Genomic DNA, 15,344 nt, shown 5'->3' on the forward strand with positions numbered 1-15,344 from the left:
GCAGAAATTAGGCGTCGGCCTTCTGTGCGGCCTGCGCCTGCATCTGTGCCAGCTGCTGGCGGTACAGAGCAACGAAATCGATGTTTTCGAGGTTCAGCGGAGGGAAGCTGCCGTCGCGGGTCACGTCGCTGATAACGCGGCGTGCAAACGGGAATAGCTGACGCGGGCACTCGATCAGCAAGAAGGGGTGCATCTGGTCTTCGGGCACACCTTCGATGTGGAAGACACCAGCATATTCCAGTTCAACGTGGAACAGGGGCTGACCGCCTTCTTTGGTCTTGGCGTTGACCTTGGTCTTCATGATGACTTCGTACTGGTGCTCTGCCTGACGCTTTTTCACGTCCAGACCGACGTTAACGCTAACCTCGGGGGTGGTGTCGCCCGACGCGCCCTTTTGCGCGAGAATGTTCTCAAAGGAAAGGTCGCGAACGTACTGCGCCAGAATTTGCATTTTCATTTGGGGGGCGGCGTTCTGTGCGCCTGCCTCGGGTGTATCAGTCATTTTGAAGGTCTCCCTGGGAATTTTATCTCGGTAACGGGCTTATCATCCGCTGTATTGATGCTCAATGGCGCGTCCAGCCAGAGGGCCCTTGGTTTTCTGGGCCACTTGGTCCGGATTTCGGCGCATTTTCGTCCACCACTTCGTAGTCGACAACGATCGTTTCCGATCGAAATCCACCCCCGGACTGTCCGCGTGAGCGCTGTTCCTGCATTTTGTGTTTGATCTGCTGGAAGATGACGCTGCGCACGCCTGGGATCAGGAACAGAATGCCGGTGATGTCCGTGAAAAAGCCGGGTGTCAGGAGCAACGCGCCTGCGAACAGGATCATGGCCCCGCTGGCCAGATGTTCAGAGGGATCCTGCATATTATTGACAGAGTTCTGCAAATCACGCAGCACGCCGCGTCCCTCGGTCTTGACCATATAGGTGCCGACGACCGCTGTAAGCAGCACGATTGCCAGCGTTGGCCACAGCCCGATCAGACCTCCGACCTGAATGAACAGGCCGATCTCGATCAGAGGGACCAGCACAAACGCCAGGAATAACCACATTGTTAGAACCTTTCCGGTAATAGAGTTTCTGGGGGTCAGTGGACTTGACCCTGTCAGTGACATACATAGGTGCTGACACGGGATCATGCTACGGTCCCCGTTTAAGAACGAGGAATAGATGGAATCTCCGATCGTGCAGCTTTTGGTCCTTGCCGCTATTGCCGTGTTTCTGATCCTGAGGCTCAGAAGCGTGCTCGGCACGCGTGAAGGGTTTGAAAAACCCCCTCTTCCGCGAACAGAACAGCCTGAACCCGCTGCGAAATCGCGCCATTCCTTCGAAGTGATCGAAGGGGGACCTGACCGCGACATCACCGACCATGTGCCCGAGGACAGCCCGAGTGCCGAAGCGCTGACCGCGATGAAACGTGCAGAGCCGTCTTTCTCGGTGCACGAGTTCTTGTCCGGCGCGCGTGCGGCTTATGAAATGATCCTGATGGGTTTCGAGCGCGGCGATCTGAACGAAATCAGCCCCTTCTTGTCCGAGGACGTGGCCGAAAGTTTTGCCAGCGTGATCGATCATCGTGCGGACCAAGGTCTGACGATCGACGCGACGTTCGTGGGTATCCGTGAGCTGCAGTTGGTCGAAGCCACATTTGACGAAGCGACCCAAGAAGGTGAAGTCACCGTACGTTATGTTGCCGATCTGACATGGCAGGTGCGCGATGCGGACGGCGTCGTGATCGAAGGCGACGAAAAGCAGATCAAGCGTCAGAAGGACGTATGGACCTTTGCCCGCAAGATGGGCGCGGACGATCCGAACTGGCAGCTGGTGGCAACTGGCGAATGATCCGCAGGGCGCTGGCCGTCATGTTGGCGCTGCTCCCTTGGTGGGTCGCGCCAGCACACAGCGAGGAACCTGTGAACCGACTGCTTGAATTTTCAGAACTGGATGGATGGGCCGAGGATGATCATGCCGCGGCCCTTGATGCTTTTCTGAACACCTGCGGCGATATCAACGGATCCGACTGGACGAGCCTGTGCTCCTTGGCGCGCGCGCACCAAGACGCCCCACGTACATTCTTTGAACTCTTCTTCCGCCCCGTGATGATCGAGGACGGAAACGACCCGCTATTCACCGGTTATTTCGAGCCGGAACTGGATGGTTCTCGTGTGCCGACTGGCCGCTATCGCTATCCCCTCTACCGCATGCCGTCCGAGGCCAAGCAGATTTCTCCTTGGGCCACACGCCGCCAGATCGAAGAGGGTGATTTCATGCGCGGTCGCGGTCTAGAACTTGTCTACGTCGACGATCCGGTCGAGGCATTCTTCCTACAGGTCCAAGGGTCTGGCCGCGTGAAACTGCGCGGTGGCGGGGCCATGCGCGTGGGCTACGCCGGCCATAATGGTCACGAGTATCGTTCAATTGGGCAAGAACTGGTGGCGCGCGGCGTCTTTAACCAACATCAGGTGTCTGCGCAGGTGATCCGCGAGTGGGTGCGCCGCAATCCGGCCGAGGGCCGTGAACTGCTATGGCACAACCCCTCTTTCGTCTTTTTCCGCGAAGTCAGCCAAGTACCCGCGCATATGGGGCCCCTCGGGGCGATGAACCGGTCGATCACCGCAGGGCGCAGCATTGCGGTCGATCCGGCCTATGTGACCCTTGGCTCGCCTGTCTGGGTCGAGAAGGATGGCCACATGTCTTTGCGCCGCCTCATGATCGCTCAGGACACAGGGTCTGCGATCAAGGGTGCGCAGCGTGCTGATATCTTTGTCGGGACGGGAGACAAGGCGGGTGAAATCGCCGGAACCATGAAAGACAACGGCCGCATGGTCGTTCTGATGCCGATCCAACGCGCCTACGCGAGCCTTGCGGAGGAGTTATGAGCCGCCGCCGGAAACTCAGCGATGAAGAGCGGGAATTATGGGATCAGGTGCGTCGCACTGCGGACCCTCTGCACCCCACGCGCAAAGCTGAACCAGAAGATCAGGCGGAATGGCTGCCCCATCCTGTCCGCAAGGCGCCGAAAAAGCCTCTAGAGGATGTGCCGACGCCTCCTCCGCTCGAGCATTTCACCATCGGAATGAAAGCGAAAAAGGGCAAACACAAACTCGGCCAGCACCTGAGTCCGGCGATCGAGGACGAGGTCGCAGGGGCTCCGCTGAACATGCACAAGAAAACCCATACGCAGATGAAGCGCGGCAAGCTGATGCCAGACGCACGGATCGACTTGCATGGGATGACCTTGGCACAGGCGCACCCTGCCCTCGTCGGCTTTGTCATGCGAAATCACGCGGCGGGGCATCGGCTGGTTTTGGTGATCACGGGCAAAGGTAAGGTCAAAGAGACCGACAGCCCCATTCCTGAACGTATCGGCGCGCTGCGCCATCAGGTGCCTATGTGGCTGCAAATGAGCCCCCTATCCCATCTGGTCTTGCAGGTGAGACAAGCGCACCTCCGCCACGGGGGCGGAGGTGCGTATTACGTGTATCTGCGACGGACCCGCTGATTACAGGACGTAGCGGCTCAGGTCGGCGGACTCGGCCAATTCGCCCACATATTTCCGGACGTAATCCGCATTGATCGTGATCAGCTGTTCCCCAAGATCGGGCGCGACGAACGACAATTCCTCAAAAACACGCTCCATCACCGTATACAGCCGGCGGGCCCCGATATTTTCGACGCTGCGGTTCACCTCTGCGGCGATGCGCGCGATCTCAGCAATGCCGTCTTCGCTGAACTCGATAGTGACGCCTTCTGTCTTCATCAAGGCGGCGTACTGGCGGGTCAGCGCATTGTCGGTTTCGGTCAGGATGCGAACGAAATCTGCCTCTGTCAGAGCGTTCAGTTCCACGCGGATGGGCAGACGGCCCTGCAATTCAGGCAGCATGTCGGACGGTTTCGCAATGTGGAACGCACCCGATGCGATGAACAGGATGTGGTCCGTGCGTACAGCGCCGTATTTGGTGCTGACAGTGGTGCCTTCGATCAAGGGCAGCAGGTCGCGCTGCACGCCCTCGCGACTGACATCGCCACCACGGGCATCAGAGCGGGCGCAAACCTTGTCGATCTCGTCTAGGAAGACGATGCCGTTTTGCTCGACCGACTCCAGCGCAGCGCGCTTGATCTGTTCATCGTCCAGCAGTTTGTCGGCCTCTTCGCCCATCAGCAGCTCGTAGCTGTCTGCCACGGTGACGGTCTTGCGCACTTTGCGCTGGAACGCTTTGCCGAACATCTCGCCTAGGTTCATCATGCCCATCTGGCTGCCGGGCTGGCCGGGAATGTCCATCATCCCGCCAAAGGGGCTTGCAGTGTCTTCAATCTCGACGGTGATTTCCTTGTCATCCAGCTCGCCTGCGCGCAGCTTCTTGCGGAACATCTCTTTGGTGCTCTCGCGGGCGTCCTCACCTGCAATCGCGGCCAAAACGCGTTCTTCGGCAGCTTGGATAGCACGAGATTTCACGTCTTCGCGCATATACTCGCGGACGGTGACGATCGCGGCATCCATCAAATCGCGGATGATCTGTTCCACGTCTCGGCCCACATAGCCGACCTCAGTGAACTTGGTCGCTTCGACCTTGATAAAGGGAGCACGGGCCAGTTTCGCCAGACGGCGGCTGATCTCGGTTTTACCAACGCCGGTGGGCCCGATCATCAGAATATTCTTGGGGTACACCTCGTCCTGCAGGGCAGATGGCAGGTGCTGGCGCCGCCAACGGGACCGCAGGGCGACCGCGACGGCCCGCTTGGCTTCGGCTTGTCCGATGATGAACCGGTCAAGCTCGCTGACAATCTCGCGCGGGGTTAGGTCGGTCATAGGGGTCTCCTGGATGTCATTCTTGGGCCAGACATAGGCGCTGGCCCACGTCGGGAAAAGGGGCGGACCCCTTAACCCTTCAGGGTTTCGATGGTGAGGTTGCCGTTGGTAAAGACACAGATGTCTGACGCAATATCCATGGCGCGCTCGGCCACTTCTCGGGCGGACAGCTCTTCGTTGTGGGCCAGACCGCGCGCCGCAGACAGGGCGAACATCCCGCCTGATCCGATGGCCGCAATGTCATGCTCGGGCTCCAGTACGTCGCCTGCACCTGTGATCACCAACAGCTCTTTGCCGTCGCTGACGATCAGCATCGCCTCCAGCTTCTGCAGGTATTTGTCAGTGCGCCAATCCTTGGCAAGCTCGACGCTCGCGCGGGCCAACTGGCCGGGTGTGGCCTCCAGTTTTTTCTCTAGACGCTCCAACAGGGTAAAGGCATCTGCGGTCGATCCGGCAAAGCCGACGATCACGTCATACCCGCCGGGGGAAATGCGGCGCACTTTGCGGGCCGTACCTTTGATCACTGTGTTGCCGAGGCTGACCTGACCGTCGCCCGCGATGCAGACCTCTCCGCCGCGGCGCACGCCAATGATGGTGGTGCCGTGCCAGCCGGGAAATTCGCTCTCTGCCATGAAATCTACCTCGTGTCGCATAAGAAAAAGGGCGCCCTATGGCGGACGCCCCTATGTATTCCGAGTGATCGTTAGATCAGATCGACTCGTTGATCCAAGCTTGCAGAGCCGCCTTGGGGGCTGCGCCAGCGCGGTTCGAAACGACTTCGCCGTCTTTGAAAATGAACAGCGCGGGGATGCCGCGAACACCCAGCTGGGCTGCCATGCCCGAGTTCGAGTCAACGTCGACTTTGACGACTTTGATTTTGCCTTCCATCTCGGTCGACAGCTCTTCCAGAACGGGGCCGATCATCTTGCAGGGGCCACACCATTCTGCCCAGAAATCCACGACCACGGGGATGTCGGACTGCTTGACTTCGGTGTCAAAGGTTTCGTCGGTGACGGCTACGGTGGCCATGTCTGTAACTCCTACGGAATGCGGTTGAGCGGAACGTAAGTGCGCGGGCTCGGGGCGTCAAGCAACCCCGACCCGATTCAACGCCTCACGAAGTGTTGTGTCCGGGATTGGCATAAGCACAGCACTTGCCGTCCACAGCACCGAAACACGGATGTCTCGGCCTGGGTAAACCTGCCGTAACCCTTCGGAATAAGCGGCCATTTGGCGCAAAATCGCTTCGGGGGTCTGGTCTGCTGACTGGGGTAAGGTGCGGTGGGTTTTGAAGTCGATGACCTCGATGAAATGATCCGTCACGATAAGGCGATCCACGATCCCGTGCAAGGTTTGGCCATTGATTTGGGCAGTCAAGGCAACCTCTGCCAAAGTGTCCGGTGCAAAGACGTACTGCAATGCGGGGTGCTCGAGCACCGAAATGGCCTCTCCTTCGGCCAATGCAGCCAGCGCTCCGTCCTTGCCGGTCATCAGCCGCGCGCTGATCTCTTCCCACCGGTCGCGGGGATGGTCAGGCAGCACTTCCAGCAGCTGGTGTACCATGCTGCCATATGTTTTGGCGGTTTCTTCGTCCTGCCCCTCTCCGCGCAGGGCTTTAGCCCCACCCAGATCAGAGCCGATCAACGGGCGTGGCGGCATCACGGGCGCATCAGGCACCATGCGGGCATAGGGCGGAACATCGACGATCGCCTGCTCGGGCAAGGGCACGTCGATCTGCGGCAAGCTCGTCCAATCCCCATGCTCCAGCCGCTGGCCGGGACCCGGCCCCAGATCGAAGCTGTGGGTCTTGGCCTCCATGTCCTGCATCGCGTGTTCGACAATGCTGTACCAGCTGTCGGGCCATTTACCCTTGTCTTTGGCACCCGCAACGATGAGCCACTTCTCGGCCCGCGTCATCGCCACGTAAAGCAAGCGGAAATTTTCGTCCGAAGTCCGCTCGACCGAGGCTTTGCTACGCTCTGCCATCTCTTGGGTGCGGGTCTGCGCGTTGCCGCCCCATGCATAGGCTGTGCCCATATCGAGTAGCTTTGGCGCGTCGGGCGCCTTGCGTTTGCCGGTGTCGGGCAGGATCACGATGGGCGCCTCTAGGCCCTTGGACCCATGCACCGTCATTACACGGATTTCGTCGTTTGCGTCGTCGATCTGACGCTTGATCACCAAGTCTTCGGTCTGCATCCACGTCAGGAAACCGGTCAGGTCGGGGACGTTCTGCTGCTCGTACTTCAAGGCTTGAGAAAGTAGCGCGTTGATCCCATCCTCGGCCTCTGCCCCAAGGCGGGACAGCAGGTTATGGCGGCCGTTGTGGTAGGTGAGGATGCGTTCGATCAGGTCGAACGGACGCAAGAAGTCCGATTTGTCTCGCAAGTCCTTCAGGACTGCGGCGGTCGGATCGTCCAAGGAACGCTCGCGCAGGTCTTGGTACAGGAACCGCCCCGGTTCACGGTGATGCGCCAGCGTATAAAGTTCCTGTTCCGTCCACCCGAACAGCGGCGAGCGCAGCGCCGTCGCCAGCGCCAGATCATCCTCTGGCAGCGCCAGAAACGCCAGCAAGGCCCCCAGATCACGCACCGCCAGTTCCGCGCCGACCTTCAGGCGGTCGGCCCCTGCGATGGGCAGCCCCTCGGCTTTGCACGCGCGGATGAGTTCAGAAAACAGCGCCCCTGCCCGTTTCTGAACAAGGATCAGAAAATCACCGGGCCGCACGGGGCGTAGGCCAGTGGTGCTCTTGGCCTCATCAGGCAGCAGCACCTTGTCATCCACCATGCGGCGTATTTCGCGGGCGACGTCGCGGGCCAGAAGGATTTCGGGCGACGATGCGCTGGTCCGGTCCACCGGATCGTACCAAGGCGTATCTTCTTCCTTGTCTTTGTCCGCCTCGTAGAAGGGCCACAGATCGACCCGCCCTGGGAGCGCCGATTTGAACGCGCGGTGGGTGGCATCCTGACCGACCTGCTTGGACAATGGGCCTTTGAAAACTTTGTCCACTGATCCCAGAACCGCGACCGAGGATCGGAAGCTGTATTCAAGCTCTAGTGACTGAAACAGCGCGCCGACAGTCTCTAGTTTACCCCTGAATTCATCCTGCATCCGGTCAAAGGCTTCGGGGTCCGCGCCTTGAAAGCTGTAGATCGACTGCTTCTTGTCGCCCACGACGAAAATGGTGCGCTCCACGTCGGACCGCGCGCCTTCGCCGCTGGTGAACTCTTGGGCGAGGGCTTCGATCACCGCCCATTGCTGCGGGCTCGTATCCTGAGCTTCGTCCACCAGAATGTGGTCGATACCGCCGTCCAGACGGTACAAAACCCACTGCGCCACCGCGGGATCGGTCAGGAGCATGCGCGCCTTGCGGATCAGATCGTCGAAATCGAGCGCGCCGCGCAGCTGCTTGGCGCTTTCGTAGCGGCGCAGGAAGTCGGCGGCGAAGTCGTGCAGGATCAGGCTCTTGCGGGCGGCCAACAGGGACAGGCGGCGAGCGCGGGTATCCTCAATCCGCAGCATAAGTGCGTTCAGGCGATCCATGAGGTGTGCGGCCCCGTTAGTGCGCAGGCCTTTGGTGGGAAAGGCGTCAATCTTGGCTGTAAAGGGCTCTTTGGCCCCCGCACCCGTCAGCAGCACATTTTCCAGAACGTCAAAGGCATCGGCGTTGTCCACGTGGAACCCTCGCAGCTTGGCGCCTGCCTTGCTGTCATTCGCCCCCGATCCCAGCAGCAACGGGACTAATTCTCCGATCAATTCTGTCTCGCCGCCTATGAAGGCGTCGGCGCGCAGATCAGACTCGGTATATCCCGAGGGTAGATCAAAGGTCTGCCATATTGCGTCCTGCCCTGGATGGTCGCGCAGGCGGTCCAGATTACTAACAACGCTCGCGGTAAAGCCCCCGAGCATGCTCTCGTCCAGATGGTCGGCCACTCGGGCCAAGAGGTCCGGCACCTGTTCAGACATCTGTTCCAGCACGTCGATGCGCAGAATCTCCGAGGCGCGTTCTTCCATCTCGGCGAAGCCAGGGCTGACGCCGGCCTCTAGGGGGAAACGCCGCAAAAGCCCCCCGCAGAATGAGTGGATCGTCTGGATTTTCAGGCCGCCCGGAGTCTCGATCGCGCGGGCAAACAGGGTGCGTGCATGGCCCAAGCGTTCGGCGTTGATCTCTCCCGCTTCGCCCAATTCCTCGAGCTGTTGCTGCAAGGACGCAGCGTCCAGCATCGCCCACTCGCCAAGCCGTTTGAACAGACGGTTCTGCATCTCGGATGCGGCAGCCTTGGTGTAGGTGAGGCAGAGGATGTGCTGGGGTTCGACCCCAGTAAGCAGCAGTCGCGCCACGCGGTCAGTCAGAACACGCGTTTTGCCGGACCCTGCATTTGCGGCCAGCCATGTCGAATAGTGCGGGTTCGCTGCCTGCACCTGACGGGCGGTTGCGTCGTTCATCACGTTCATTCCAGCACCTTGGGATTGGCATCGTCCGTCGGCTCCCATTCGCCGTAGCGGGCCAGATGGTCGAAATCGCCTTCGAAATTCTCGTTCTTCACAGCGCGGCGCGAGGTATAACCCTTGTCCAGGTCGCGATAGGAGGACAGCAGGCTAAAGAACTCACCTTTCACTTTGTCTGTCGGGTCCTTGTCCAGCGGGGCAGCGGTTTCGTCCATGTCACGGAGAGAGATATAGATCGCGCTGGCGACGTCAGCTGGGTCGATGCCATGGAACGCGCCCTCTTCGGCCATCATCGCCATCAAGAGCAGCTGTTTGTCGAAATAGGTCTGCTCTTTGTCCTTGGGGGCGCCACCGGTTTTATAGTCGAACAGATGCAAGCGGCCTTTGTCGTCCTGATCAATACGGTCGGCTTTGGCCGTCAGGGTGAAGTCCCCGACGTTGATCGACAGTTTGCCGGCAACCTCTCGGCCCAGTGTTTGCAGCCGTGTCTGGCGTTCGGCTTCGGCCTTGATGAACCAATCGGCGAACTTCTCGATCCGGCCACGGTAGAAGGTGCGTGTCACGGTCCACGGAACCTCTTCCAGCAGCACACCATCAGCAATCTTCAGCAGGCGTTCGCGGTCTTCGGCAGTGCCTGTAACGGGCCCCGCCTTGGTGAATAACTCTAACACACGGTGCAACACAGTCCCGCGCAAGCGGGCGTCCGGGTCACGGCCCAAAGGGTCCAGCTTGCGCAGGCGCAGTACATGCTTGGCGTAGATGGCGTAGGGATCTCGGATCAGGGTCTGGATTTCCGTCACTGACATCTGGCGTGGGCGCGCCTCGATCGGGGGGCACGGGCTCGGACGTTGTGCCCGTGGGATGTCGCCCGGAATTTCCATAGCTTCGGCAAGCTCGACCCAATGGCGCCCGCGCTTGCGCATGGCGCCCAAGGCTTCTGCGCCGTTGATCATCGGCAGGCCTGACATCAGGTTCGTAAGGCGGTTCAGCCAGCGCGACGGCACGGTTTGCGCATCGTCCGAGCGAACTGCGCGGGTCAGCACCACCTCTGGCGCGGTGATCGCCTGTTGGAAGTCATGTGCGGCCAAGCCAATGTCCCGCTCTGGAAGGTTCAGCCCAACCCGCGCGCGCATCGCGCGATTCAGCCACGGATCTGGGCGCGGTGCGCTGGGCCACGAGCCTTCGTTCAAACCAGCAAGGATCATCACATCAGCCCGCTCGACCCGCACGTCACGGGTGCCCCAGATACTGAGCATGGGATGGCCCGTATCGCGGTCTCGGATTTCGGCACCGGTCAGCACACCGTAAAGCAGCCCCACGTAATCAAAGGCGGTGATGTCGCCGCCCACATGCGCCTCGCGCCGGAATTCGTCGATCAGGGGTTTCGTCACCCGACCTGCCGCATTTCGCCAGAGGGTCGAGCTTTCGCCCTCGGGACCAGCGACGATGCGGATTGTGCGCTCGATATGATCCTCGACATAGGATTGCAGAGGAGCCTCGCCGAAATCGGGCAGGGTCAGGAGGTTGGTTATGATCCATTCGGCCCAGACCTCGGTGCCCTCTTCGCCCTTGTACTTCTTGGCGGTCCAGTCGCGCAGCCACGCAGGGTCTGGATAGGCGACGCCCTTGCGGCGGATTTGCAATTCCATGTCACGGGTACGGCGTAGGTGGTTGCCGCGTGGATCTTCTTCTTGCAGGTGACCAGAGTGGGTTAGCGGATGTTTCAAAATGCGTAGCAGGTCGTCAGCACTGACCCGCGTGCCATATAATTCGGCCACTTGGCGCAGAATCCGGCCCGGTGGAGACAGCGGTACCAGATCGCCCTTGGAATCGTCTGGGATCAACTCCCAGCGGTCGAGGGCCGCTTTGACCATCCGGTTGAGCACGGGATCAGAGCTGATTAGAGCGGCAGTGCGCCCATGCTCTAGAGCGTCTCGCATGACCAGTGCGATCGCGTTCGCTTCGGTACGAGGGTCAGGTGCCTCCAGCAGGGTCAGACCATCAGCTGCAGCGTGTAGGTCTGGCAAGCGTGGACCTTCTTCGAGCCAAGCATCCGTCACAGGTGCAGGCCGCAAAGCAAGCGACACAAGCTTGTTTCGTGTCTGATTTTGGCGTGCAATCTGGGTCCAGATTGGCACATCTGAGTGTGTTAAACCCAGCATCCGCATCAGGTTGCGGAAGCGGAACTGCGGGTGGTCCTCGGCTGTTAGGGCATCGTTCATCTCGCCCCAGACCTTGGCAGGCAGGTCGTAGTCAAAGCCGGGAAGGACGATCGCGCCTTGAGGCAGACCTGCTACAAGCCTCATGAACTCGGCCGTCGCCCCCCGCGAGCCAGTAGAGCCCGCGATGATGACAGGGTGTTGGGGGACGTTCTCTTGCCAGTAGGTATCTAGCGCTTCGACAATCATGCGCTGACGGCCAAGCCTGTCCGGCTGTGTTGCGCTGTTTTCCAAGAATTGCTCGACGATCTGGACAAAGGCTAGTGCGCGTTGCCAGTGTCCCGATTGGTCCGAGACATCTAGCTCCTGTAGGCGCTGGGGATCGACTCCTTCGGACTGCATCTCATCCATGAGTGCAGCGAGCGAGTCCGCAAGAGAAAAGAGTGCCGTTTGTGGGGCGATCTCCGGCGCGCTGATTAGGAGTTGGCGGATCAGCGTCACCAGTTCCAGCCGCTTGCGCAGAGCGGGCACAGCAGGCGGCATGGGGTCTGGGCCCGGCAAGTCCGCAAGCTCGCCGATCAGGCGGATGCGCGGCAGCAGGCGAGCGCCACGCTCATCAAAGACCTCTTGCATCCGGCGCTTCATCCGCGCGGTGTTCACGTACACCTCGGCGCGGGCCTGTTCGTGGGGTGGCAGGCCATCCAGCCGATCCATCAGCCCAAGTGTGAATTCTCGCGTGAAGTCCGCCCCCATGGGCAGGCCGAAAATGCGAGGGCCGTCGGTCGGGTCAAACAGAGCCATGAGTCTCCAACATTTCTTCGGCTAGGGTGATACCAGCAGGGTGGCCCACGTCGCACCAATGGCCAGCGTAGGGCAGGATGTATAAACGTTCGCGGGCGATCATGTCTGACCAGAGCACACTTAGCGAAAAGGCATCTTCGGCGATGTCCCATAGGCCGCCGGTTTTGATAATCTGCACACCGCTATAGACCAGTCCCGGGCCGCGCTGGGCGGGACCATCTGCGGTGGCAATGAAGTCGCCCTCGCCCTTGTGACCCAGAGCGTTTTCCTTTGGCAGGCAAAGCAGCAGCGCATCCATGCGATCAGGGTCCCAAGCAGCATCAAGTTGTGTCAGGGGGTTCGGCCCCGCCCACACGGCATCGGTGTTCAGGGTCATGACGGTCTCTTGGCCAAGAAGCGGCAGAGCGTTTCGCAATCCTCCGCCCGTATCCAGAATATCGGGTGCCTCGTGGCTGATTGCGACGTCGCGACCCGTCAGATGGTCGGCAATTTGACCGCCTAGGTAATGGGTGTTCACGACGGTTCGGCCACCGCCTGCTTCAGCAACCAGAGTAAGAGCATGATCGAGCAGTGCTTTGCCCGCGACCTCGACCAGCGGCTTGGGGCGGGACTGGGTCAGTGCGCCCATGCGTGTGCCGAACCCGGCGGCAAAGAGCATGACGGGGAAGCGCAGGGTCATGCTGTAGCCTCCAGCCAAGGGGTGAGGCACCTGGAAACCTCTGACAGATGGGGATGAGAGAGGTTCCGTTCGAGGTTCGCGCGCACCCGCGGCACGAAATCGAGGTAGCGCGTCTTGCCATCCCGGGCGGCCAAACGCGCAAATATCCCCAGAATGCGCAGCGCGCGGCCCGTACCATATAACGCATATGCCGCGTAGAAGTCGGTGCTGTCGCAGTCCGTCTCGGCCATGTAACGGAAGGTCATCTCTTGCTCGATCGCTGGATCAACATCGCGCCGAGCATCCTGCAAGAGCGAGACCAGATCATAGGCCGGATGCGCGGCCATTGCATCTTGGAAGTCGAGCAGGCCAGCGGCTTGGATGCCCGCAGCGTCCCTGAGCATCAGGTTTTCGGCGTGGTAATCGCGCAGCATCGTCACGCGGGGCATCCGGTCAAAGGGGCGCGCCGCCTGTCTCAGTGCGGTTTTCAGTGACTTAGTCAATGTGAGGTCGGGCAAAGGCTTGGCCGGGAGCGCCCACTCAAAAATCAGTTCTGCCTGCGCGGCCATCGTCTTGCCGTCATAGGGCTGCAACCCATCCATCGCGGGGATCCGAGACAGGTGGATCAGGACGTCGGTCGCTAAAGCATACAGAGATGTGGCTCGGTCCGGTTCTTGGTCCGCGATGTCAGCGAACCGATAGGCACCGAAGTCTTCGGTTAGTAGCAGGCCTTGATCCGGCTGGGCGGCGAAAATCTGAGGTGCCGCCAAGCTGCTCTGGCGCAAATAACGAGCGACCCGCGCAAAGGTAGACGTGCTGCCGTCTTGGGGGGCCTGCATCAGAATGGCAGTCTCTTGTTTGCGCTGTAGGCGGGAGTACTGGCGTGCAGAGGCATCGCCCGTCATCGGACTGATTTGCGCATTTTGCCAGCCTGCGAGGGTGAGGAATTCGGTGACGCTCATGACACCGCCTCGATTTTCTGACCCCACCGTGGATCGGTCCAGCTGAGCACCGCGGTGCGCGCTCGTAGGTCGTCAGAGACATCTAGCGTGATTTTTAAGGCCGCCTCTGGAGTTTCGTCACCCAACCGATCTGGCCACTCGATCAGGCAGATTGCGGTCTCGAACGCCTCTTCTAGTCCGAGTTCAATCGCTTCGTCAGGATGGCTCAGGCGATAGAGATCGCTGTGCCAAATTTCACAATCCGGCCCATCATAGACCTGCACGATCGTAAAGGTCGGCGACGGGATATCTTCTGGCTCGGGCAGCAGGGCCTGAATCAGGGACCGCGCGAAGTGTGTTTTGCCAGCGCCGATCGGGCCTTCGAGCAGGATGATATCGCCCGCGCTCAGCTGCGGGGCAAGGCGCTCTGCCAGGTCCTGGGTGTCCTCGGGACTGCGAAGTTCAAATAGCTTTTCCATCGGTTGCGAAGATGGACCGAGCGCCGTCCACCTGCAACCTGCTCTGCGCAGTTTCGAACAGAGAATCCATCGCGTCCTGTCGCAAGAACCGCAGCATAGTTCCACCGCCAGTCACAGGGTTCACACGCACCGAGTAGCTCTCGCCATCAAGGAAGGCCGCATCAAAGCTCCATTCATTGCGGTGATCCAGCTGTTCAGAGAACGCGGCGAGCTTGCCCCAGTTTGCGTTCAGAGTGGTTTGTGCCTTCCAACGGCTGATTGCGTCGTTCATCTTGCCGACAGATCGTGCCTCAGGGGTGCCCCAACGTTCCTTGAATGCGCGGTTAGAGAATGACAGATGACCGGTGCCGGAAAAGACGCATAGCGGCTCGTCGATGCTGTTGAGGATGCATTCGTTCTGTCGGACGCGGGCACGGATGCCGCGCGTTGCGCTTAACTCGTTCGAGATATCCTCGATCATAAGGGACATGTTCCCGTTGCGCAGGGATTGCGCTGTCACGCGGTAGGTCAGGCCGGACGGTAGGCTCCACAATTCTTCGAGCAGGTCTGGCGCATTATTCCCGAGCTGCATGTATTGATTGCGCCACTTTGCGTAGTCCTTCGGCTCCGGCAATATCCCTTGAGTACGCAGCTGGTCAAAGAAGTCGAACAGGCGTGGACGCTTGGTCAGCAGATCAAGCGGCAAGCTCGACAGTTCCATCAGGGCTGGGTTGAACAACACCATTCGACCGTCCTTGTCGAAAATGGCGATACCGACTGAAAGATGGGCAATCGTCTTGGTCAATGTTTGTAGCAGGGCACCCCCAAGAGCCTCGGGGTTTTGTGCAATCGCAGTGCCGGACAAATCATCCGTTGGATGATCACCGGACGTGCTTTTCTGACCGGGCTTCTCCGGTATTTCTTTGTTGTGCGTGGCAATCAAAATTGCCAAAGCGGCTAATGCGCCCGCCAGGAGCGAAGAGGCCACAAGAACTAGTACAAGATGCGGTGGCAACGGTGGCATGTAACTCTCCCTAAGAGATAACCTCACGGTAGAGAGATAAAGCATTAGCG

Annotated in this window: 14 protein-coding genes; 3 read left to right on the forward strand and 11 right to left on the reverse strand. The window is 60.0% G+C overall.

The annotated features are described in order from the left end of the window. Positions 1-7: 7 nt before the first annotated feature. Together secB and BM225_RS08520 are read right to left on the reverse strand one after the other, a co-directional pair. Positions 8-502 (reverse strand): protein-export chaperone SecB, encoded by a 495-nt coding sequence (gene secB, locus BM225_RS08515; RefSeq protein WP_072708944.1) that lies wholly within the window; start codon positions 500-502, stop codon positions 8-10. A gap of 61 nt (positions 503-563) precedes the next feature. Continuing rightward, positions 564-1,052: an FxsA family protein gene (locus tag BM225_RS08520; RefSeq protein WP_092464181.1), complete on the reverse strand. Its 489-nt coding sequence runs from the start codon at positions 1,050-1,052 to the stop codon at positions 564-566. Between the two features lie 118 nt (positions 1,053-1,170). On the opposite strand from BM225_RS08520, the gene BM225_RS08525 reads away from it, so the two are divergent. The 3 genes from BM225_RS08525 to BM225_RS08535 are packed head-to-tail and all read left to right on the forward strand — an operon-like array spanning position 1,171 to position 3,499. Beyond that, complete coding sequence (locus BM225_RS08525) at positions 1,171-1,839, forward strand: Tim44/TimA family putative adaptor protein (protein WP_072708946.1); 669 nt, start codon at positions 1,171-1,173, stop codon at positions 1,837-1,839. Further along, positions 1,836-2,876 carry a murein transglycosylase A gene (gene mltA / locus BM225_RS08530; protein WP_072708947.1) on the forward strand — a complete coding sequence of 347 codons (1,041 nt, stop codon included), beginning with the start codon at positions 1,836-1,838 and terminating at the stop codon, positions 2,874-2,876. The genes BM225_RS08525 and mltA overlap by 4 nt, the downstream gene beginning before the upstream one ends. Then, positions 2,873-3,499, forward strand: a complete 627-nt coding sequence (locus BM225_RS08535; RefSeq protein ID WP_072708948.1) for a Smr/MutS family protein — start codon at positions 2,873-2,875, stop codon at positions 3,497-3,499. Before mltA ends, BM225_RS08535 begins: the two co-directional genes overlap by 4 nt. Here BM225_RS08535 and hslU read toward each other — a convergent pair whose 3' ends face one another. The 9 genes from hslU to BM225_RS08580 form a co-directional block, all read right to left on the reverse strand. After that, a complete protein-coding gene (gene hslU, locus BM225_RS08540; RefSeq protein WP_072708949.1) occupies positions 3,500-4,807 on the reverse strand; it encodes an ATP-dependent protease ATPase subunit HslU in 1,308 nt (435 codons plus the stop codon). Positions 4,808-4,878: 71 nt separating this feature from the next. Further along, a complete protein-coding gene (hslV, locus tag BM225_RS08545) occupies positions 4,879-5,439 on the reverse strand; it encodes an ATP-dependent protease subunit HslV (RefSeq protein WP_072708951.1) in 561 nt (186 codons plus the stop codon). 76 nt (positions 5,440-5,515) lie between these two features. Beyond that, positions 5,516-5,836, reverse strand: a complete 321-nt coding sequence (trxA, locus tag BM225_RS08550) for a thioredoxin (RefSeq protein ID WP_072708953.1) — start codon at positions 5,834-5,836, stop codon at positions 5,516-5,518. Positions 5,837-5,893: 57 nt separating this feature from the next. Next, positions 5,894-9,250, reverse strand: coding sequence for a double-strand break repair helicase AddA (gene addA / locus BM225_RS08555; RefSeq protein WP_338060989.1), 3,357 nt, complete (start codon positions 9,248-9,250; stop codon positions 5,894-5,896). A gap of 5 nt (positions 9,251-9,255) precedes the next feature. Then, positions 9,256-12,213, reverse strand: coding sequence for a double-strand break repair protein AddB (addB, locus tag BM225_RS08560; protein ID WP_245780440.1), 2,958 nt, complete (start codon positions 12,211-12,213; stop codon positions 9,256-9,258). After that, positions 12,200-12,892, reverse strand: coding sequence for a nucleotidyltransferase family protein (locus BM225_RS08565; protein ID WP_072708957.1), 693 nt, complete (start codon positions 12,890-12,892; stop codon positions 12,200-12,202). Before BM225_RS08565 ends, addB begins: the two co-directional genes overlap by 14 nt. Then, the gene (locus BM225_RS08570; protein WP_072708958.1) at positions 12,889-13,833 is read right to left on the reverse strand and encodes an aminoglycoside phosphotransferase family protein; all 945 of its coding nucleotides are present in this window, start codon (positions 13,831-13,833) and stop codon (positions 12,889-12,891) included. The genes BM225_RS08565 and BM225_RS08570 overlap by 4 nt, the downstream gene beginning before the upstream one ends. Further along, on the reverse strand, positions 13,830-14,291 hold the full coding sequence (tsaE, locus tag BM225_RS08575; protein ID WP_072708969.1) for a tRNA (adenosine(37)-N6)-threonylcarbamoyltransferase complex ATPase subunit type 1 TsaE: 462 nt from the start codon (positions 14,289-14,291) through the stop codon (positions 13,830-13,832). The genes BM225_RS08570 and tsaE overlap by 4 nt, the downstream gene beginning before the upstream one ends. Further along, positions 14,275-15,294, reverse strand: a complete 1,020-nt coding sequence (locus tag BM225_RS08580; RefSeq protein ID WP_072708971.1) for a PAS-domain containing protein — start codon at positions 15,292-15,294, stop codon at positions 14,275-14,277. Before BM225_RS08580 ends, tsaE begins: the two co-directional genes overlap by 17 nt. Positions 15,295-15,344: the final 50 nt, after the last annotated feature.

The sequence above is a fragment of the Donghicola eburneus genome (assembly GCF_900115865.1).
Taxonomy (GTDB): domain Bacteria; phylum Pseudomonadota; class Alphaproteobacteria; order Rhodobacterales; family Rhodobacteraceae; genus Donghicola; species Donghicola eburneus.

Coding starts and splice junctions, on each gene's coding strand:
- secB (WP_072708944.1), bottom strand. CDS start 502: ATGACTGATACACCCGAGGCAGGCGCACAGAACGCCGCCCCCCAAATG.
- BM225_RS08520 (WP_092464181.1), bottom strand. CDS start 1,052: ATGTGGTTATTCCTGGCGTTTGTGCTGGTCCCTCTGATCGAGATCGGC.
- BM225_RS08525 (WP_072708946.1), top strand. CDS start 1,171: ATGGAATCTCCGATCGTGCAGCTTTTGGTCCTTGCCGCTATTGCCGTG.
- mltA (WP_072708947.1), top strand. CDS start 1,836: ATGATCCGCAGGGCGCTGGCCGTCATGTTGGCGCTGCTCCCTTGGTGG.
- BM225_RS08535 (WP_072708948.1), top strand. CDS start 2,873: ATGAGCCGCCGCCGGAAACTCAGCGATGAAGAGCGGGAATTATGGGAT.
- hslU (WP_072708949.1), bottom strand. CDS start 4,807: ATGACCGACCTAACCCCGCGCGAGATTGTCAGCGAGCTTGACCGGTTC.
- hslV (WP_072708951.1), bottom strand. CDS start 5,439: ATGGCAGAGAGCGAATTTCCCGGCTGGCACGGCACCACCATCATTGGC.
- trxA (WP_072708953.1), bottom strand. CDS start 5,836: ATGGCCACCGTAGCCGTCACCGACGAAACCTTTGACACCGAAGTCAAG.
- addA (WP_338060989.1), bottom strand. CDS start 9,250: ATGAACGACGCAACCGCCCGTCAGGTGCAGGCAGCGAACCCGCACTAT.
- addB (WP_245780440.1), bottom strand. CDS start 12,213: ATGGCTCTGTTTGACCCGACCGACGGCCCTCGCATTTTCGGCCTGCCC.
- BM225_RS08565 (WP_072708957.1), bottom strand. CDS start 12,892: ATGACCCTGCGCTTCCCCGTCATGCTCTTTGCCGCCGGGTTCGGCACA.
- BM225_RS08570 (WP_072708958.1), bottom strand. CDS start 13,833: ATGAGCGTCACCGAATTCCTCACCCTCGCAGGCTGGCAAAATGCGCAA.
- tsaE (WP_072708969.1), bottom strand. CDS start 14,291: ATGGAAAAGCTATTTGAACTTCGCAGTCCCGAGGACACCCAGGACCTG.
- BM225_RS08580 (WP_072708971.1), bottom strand. CDS start 15,294: ATGCCACCGTTGCCACCGCATCTTGTACTAGTTCTTGTGGCCTCTTCG.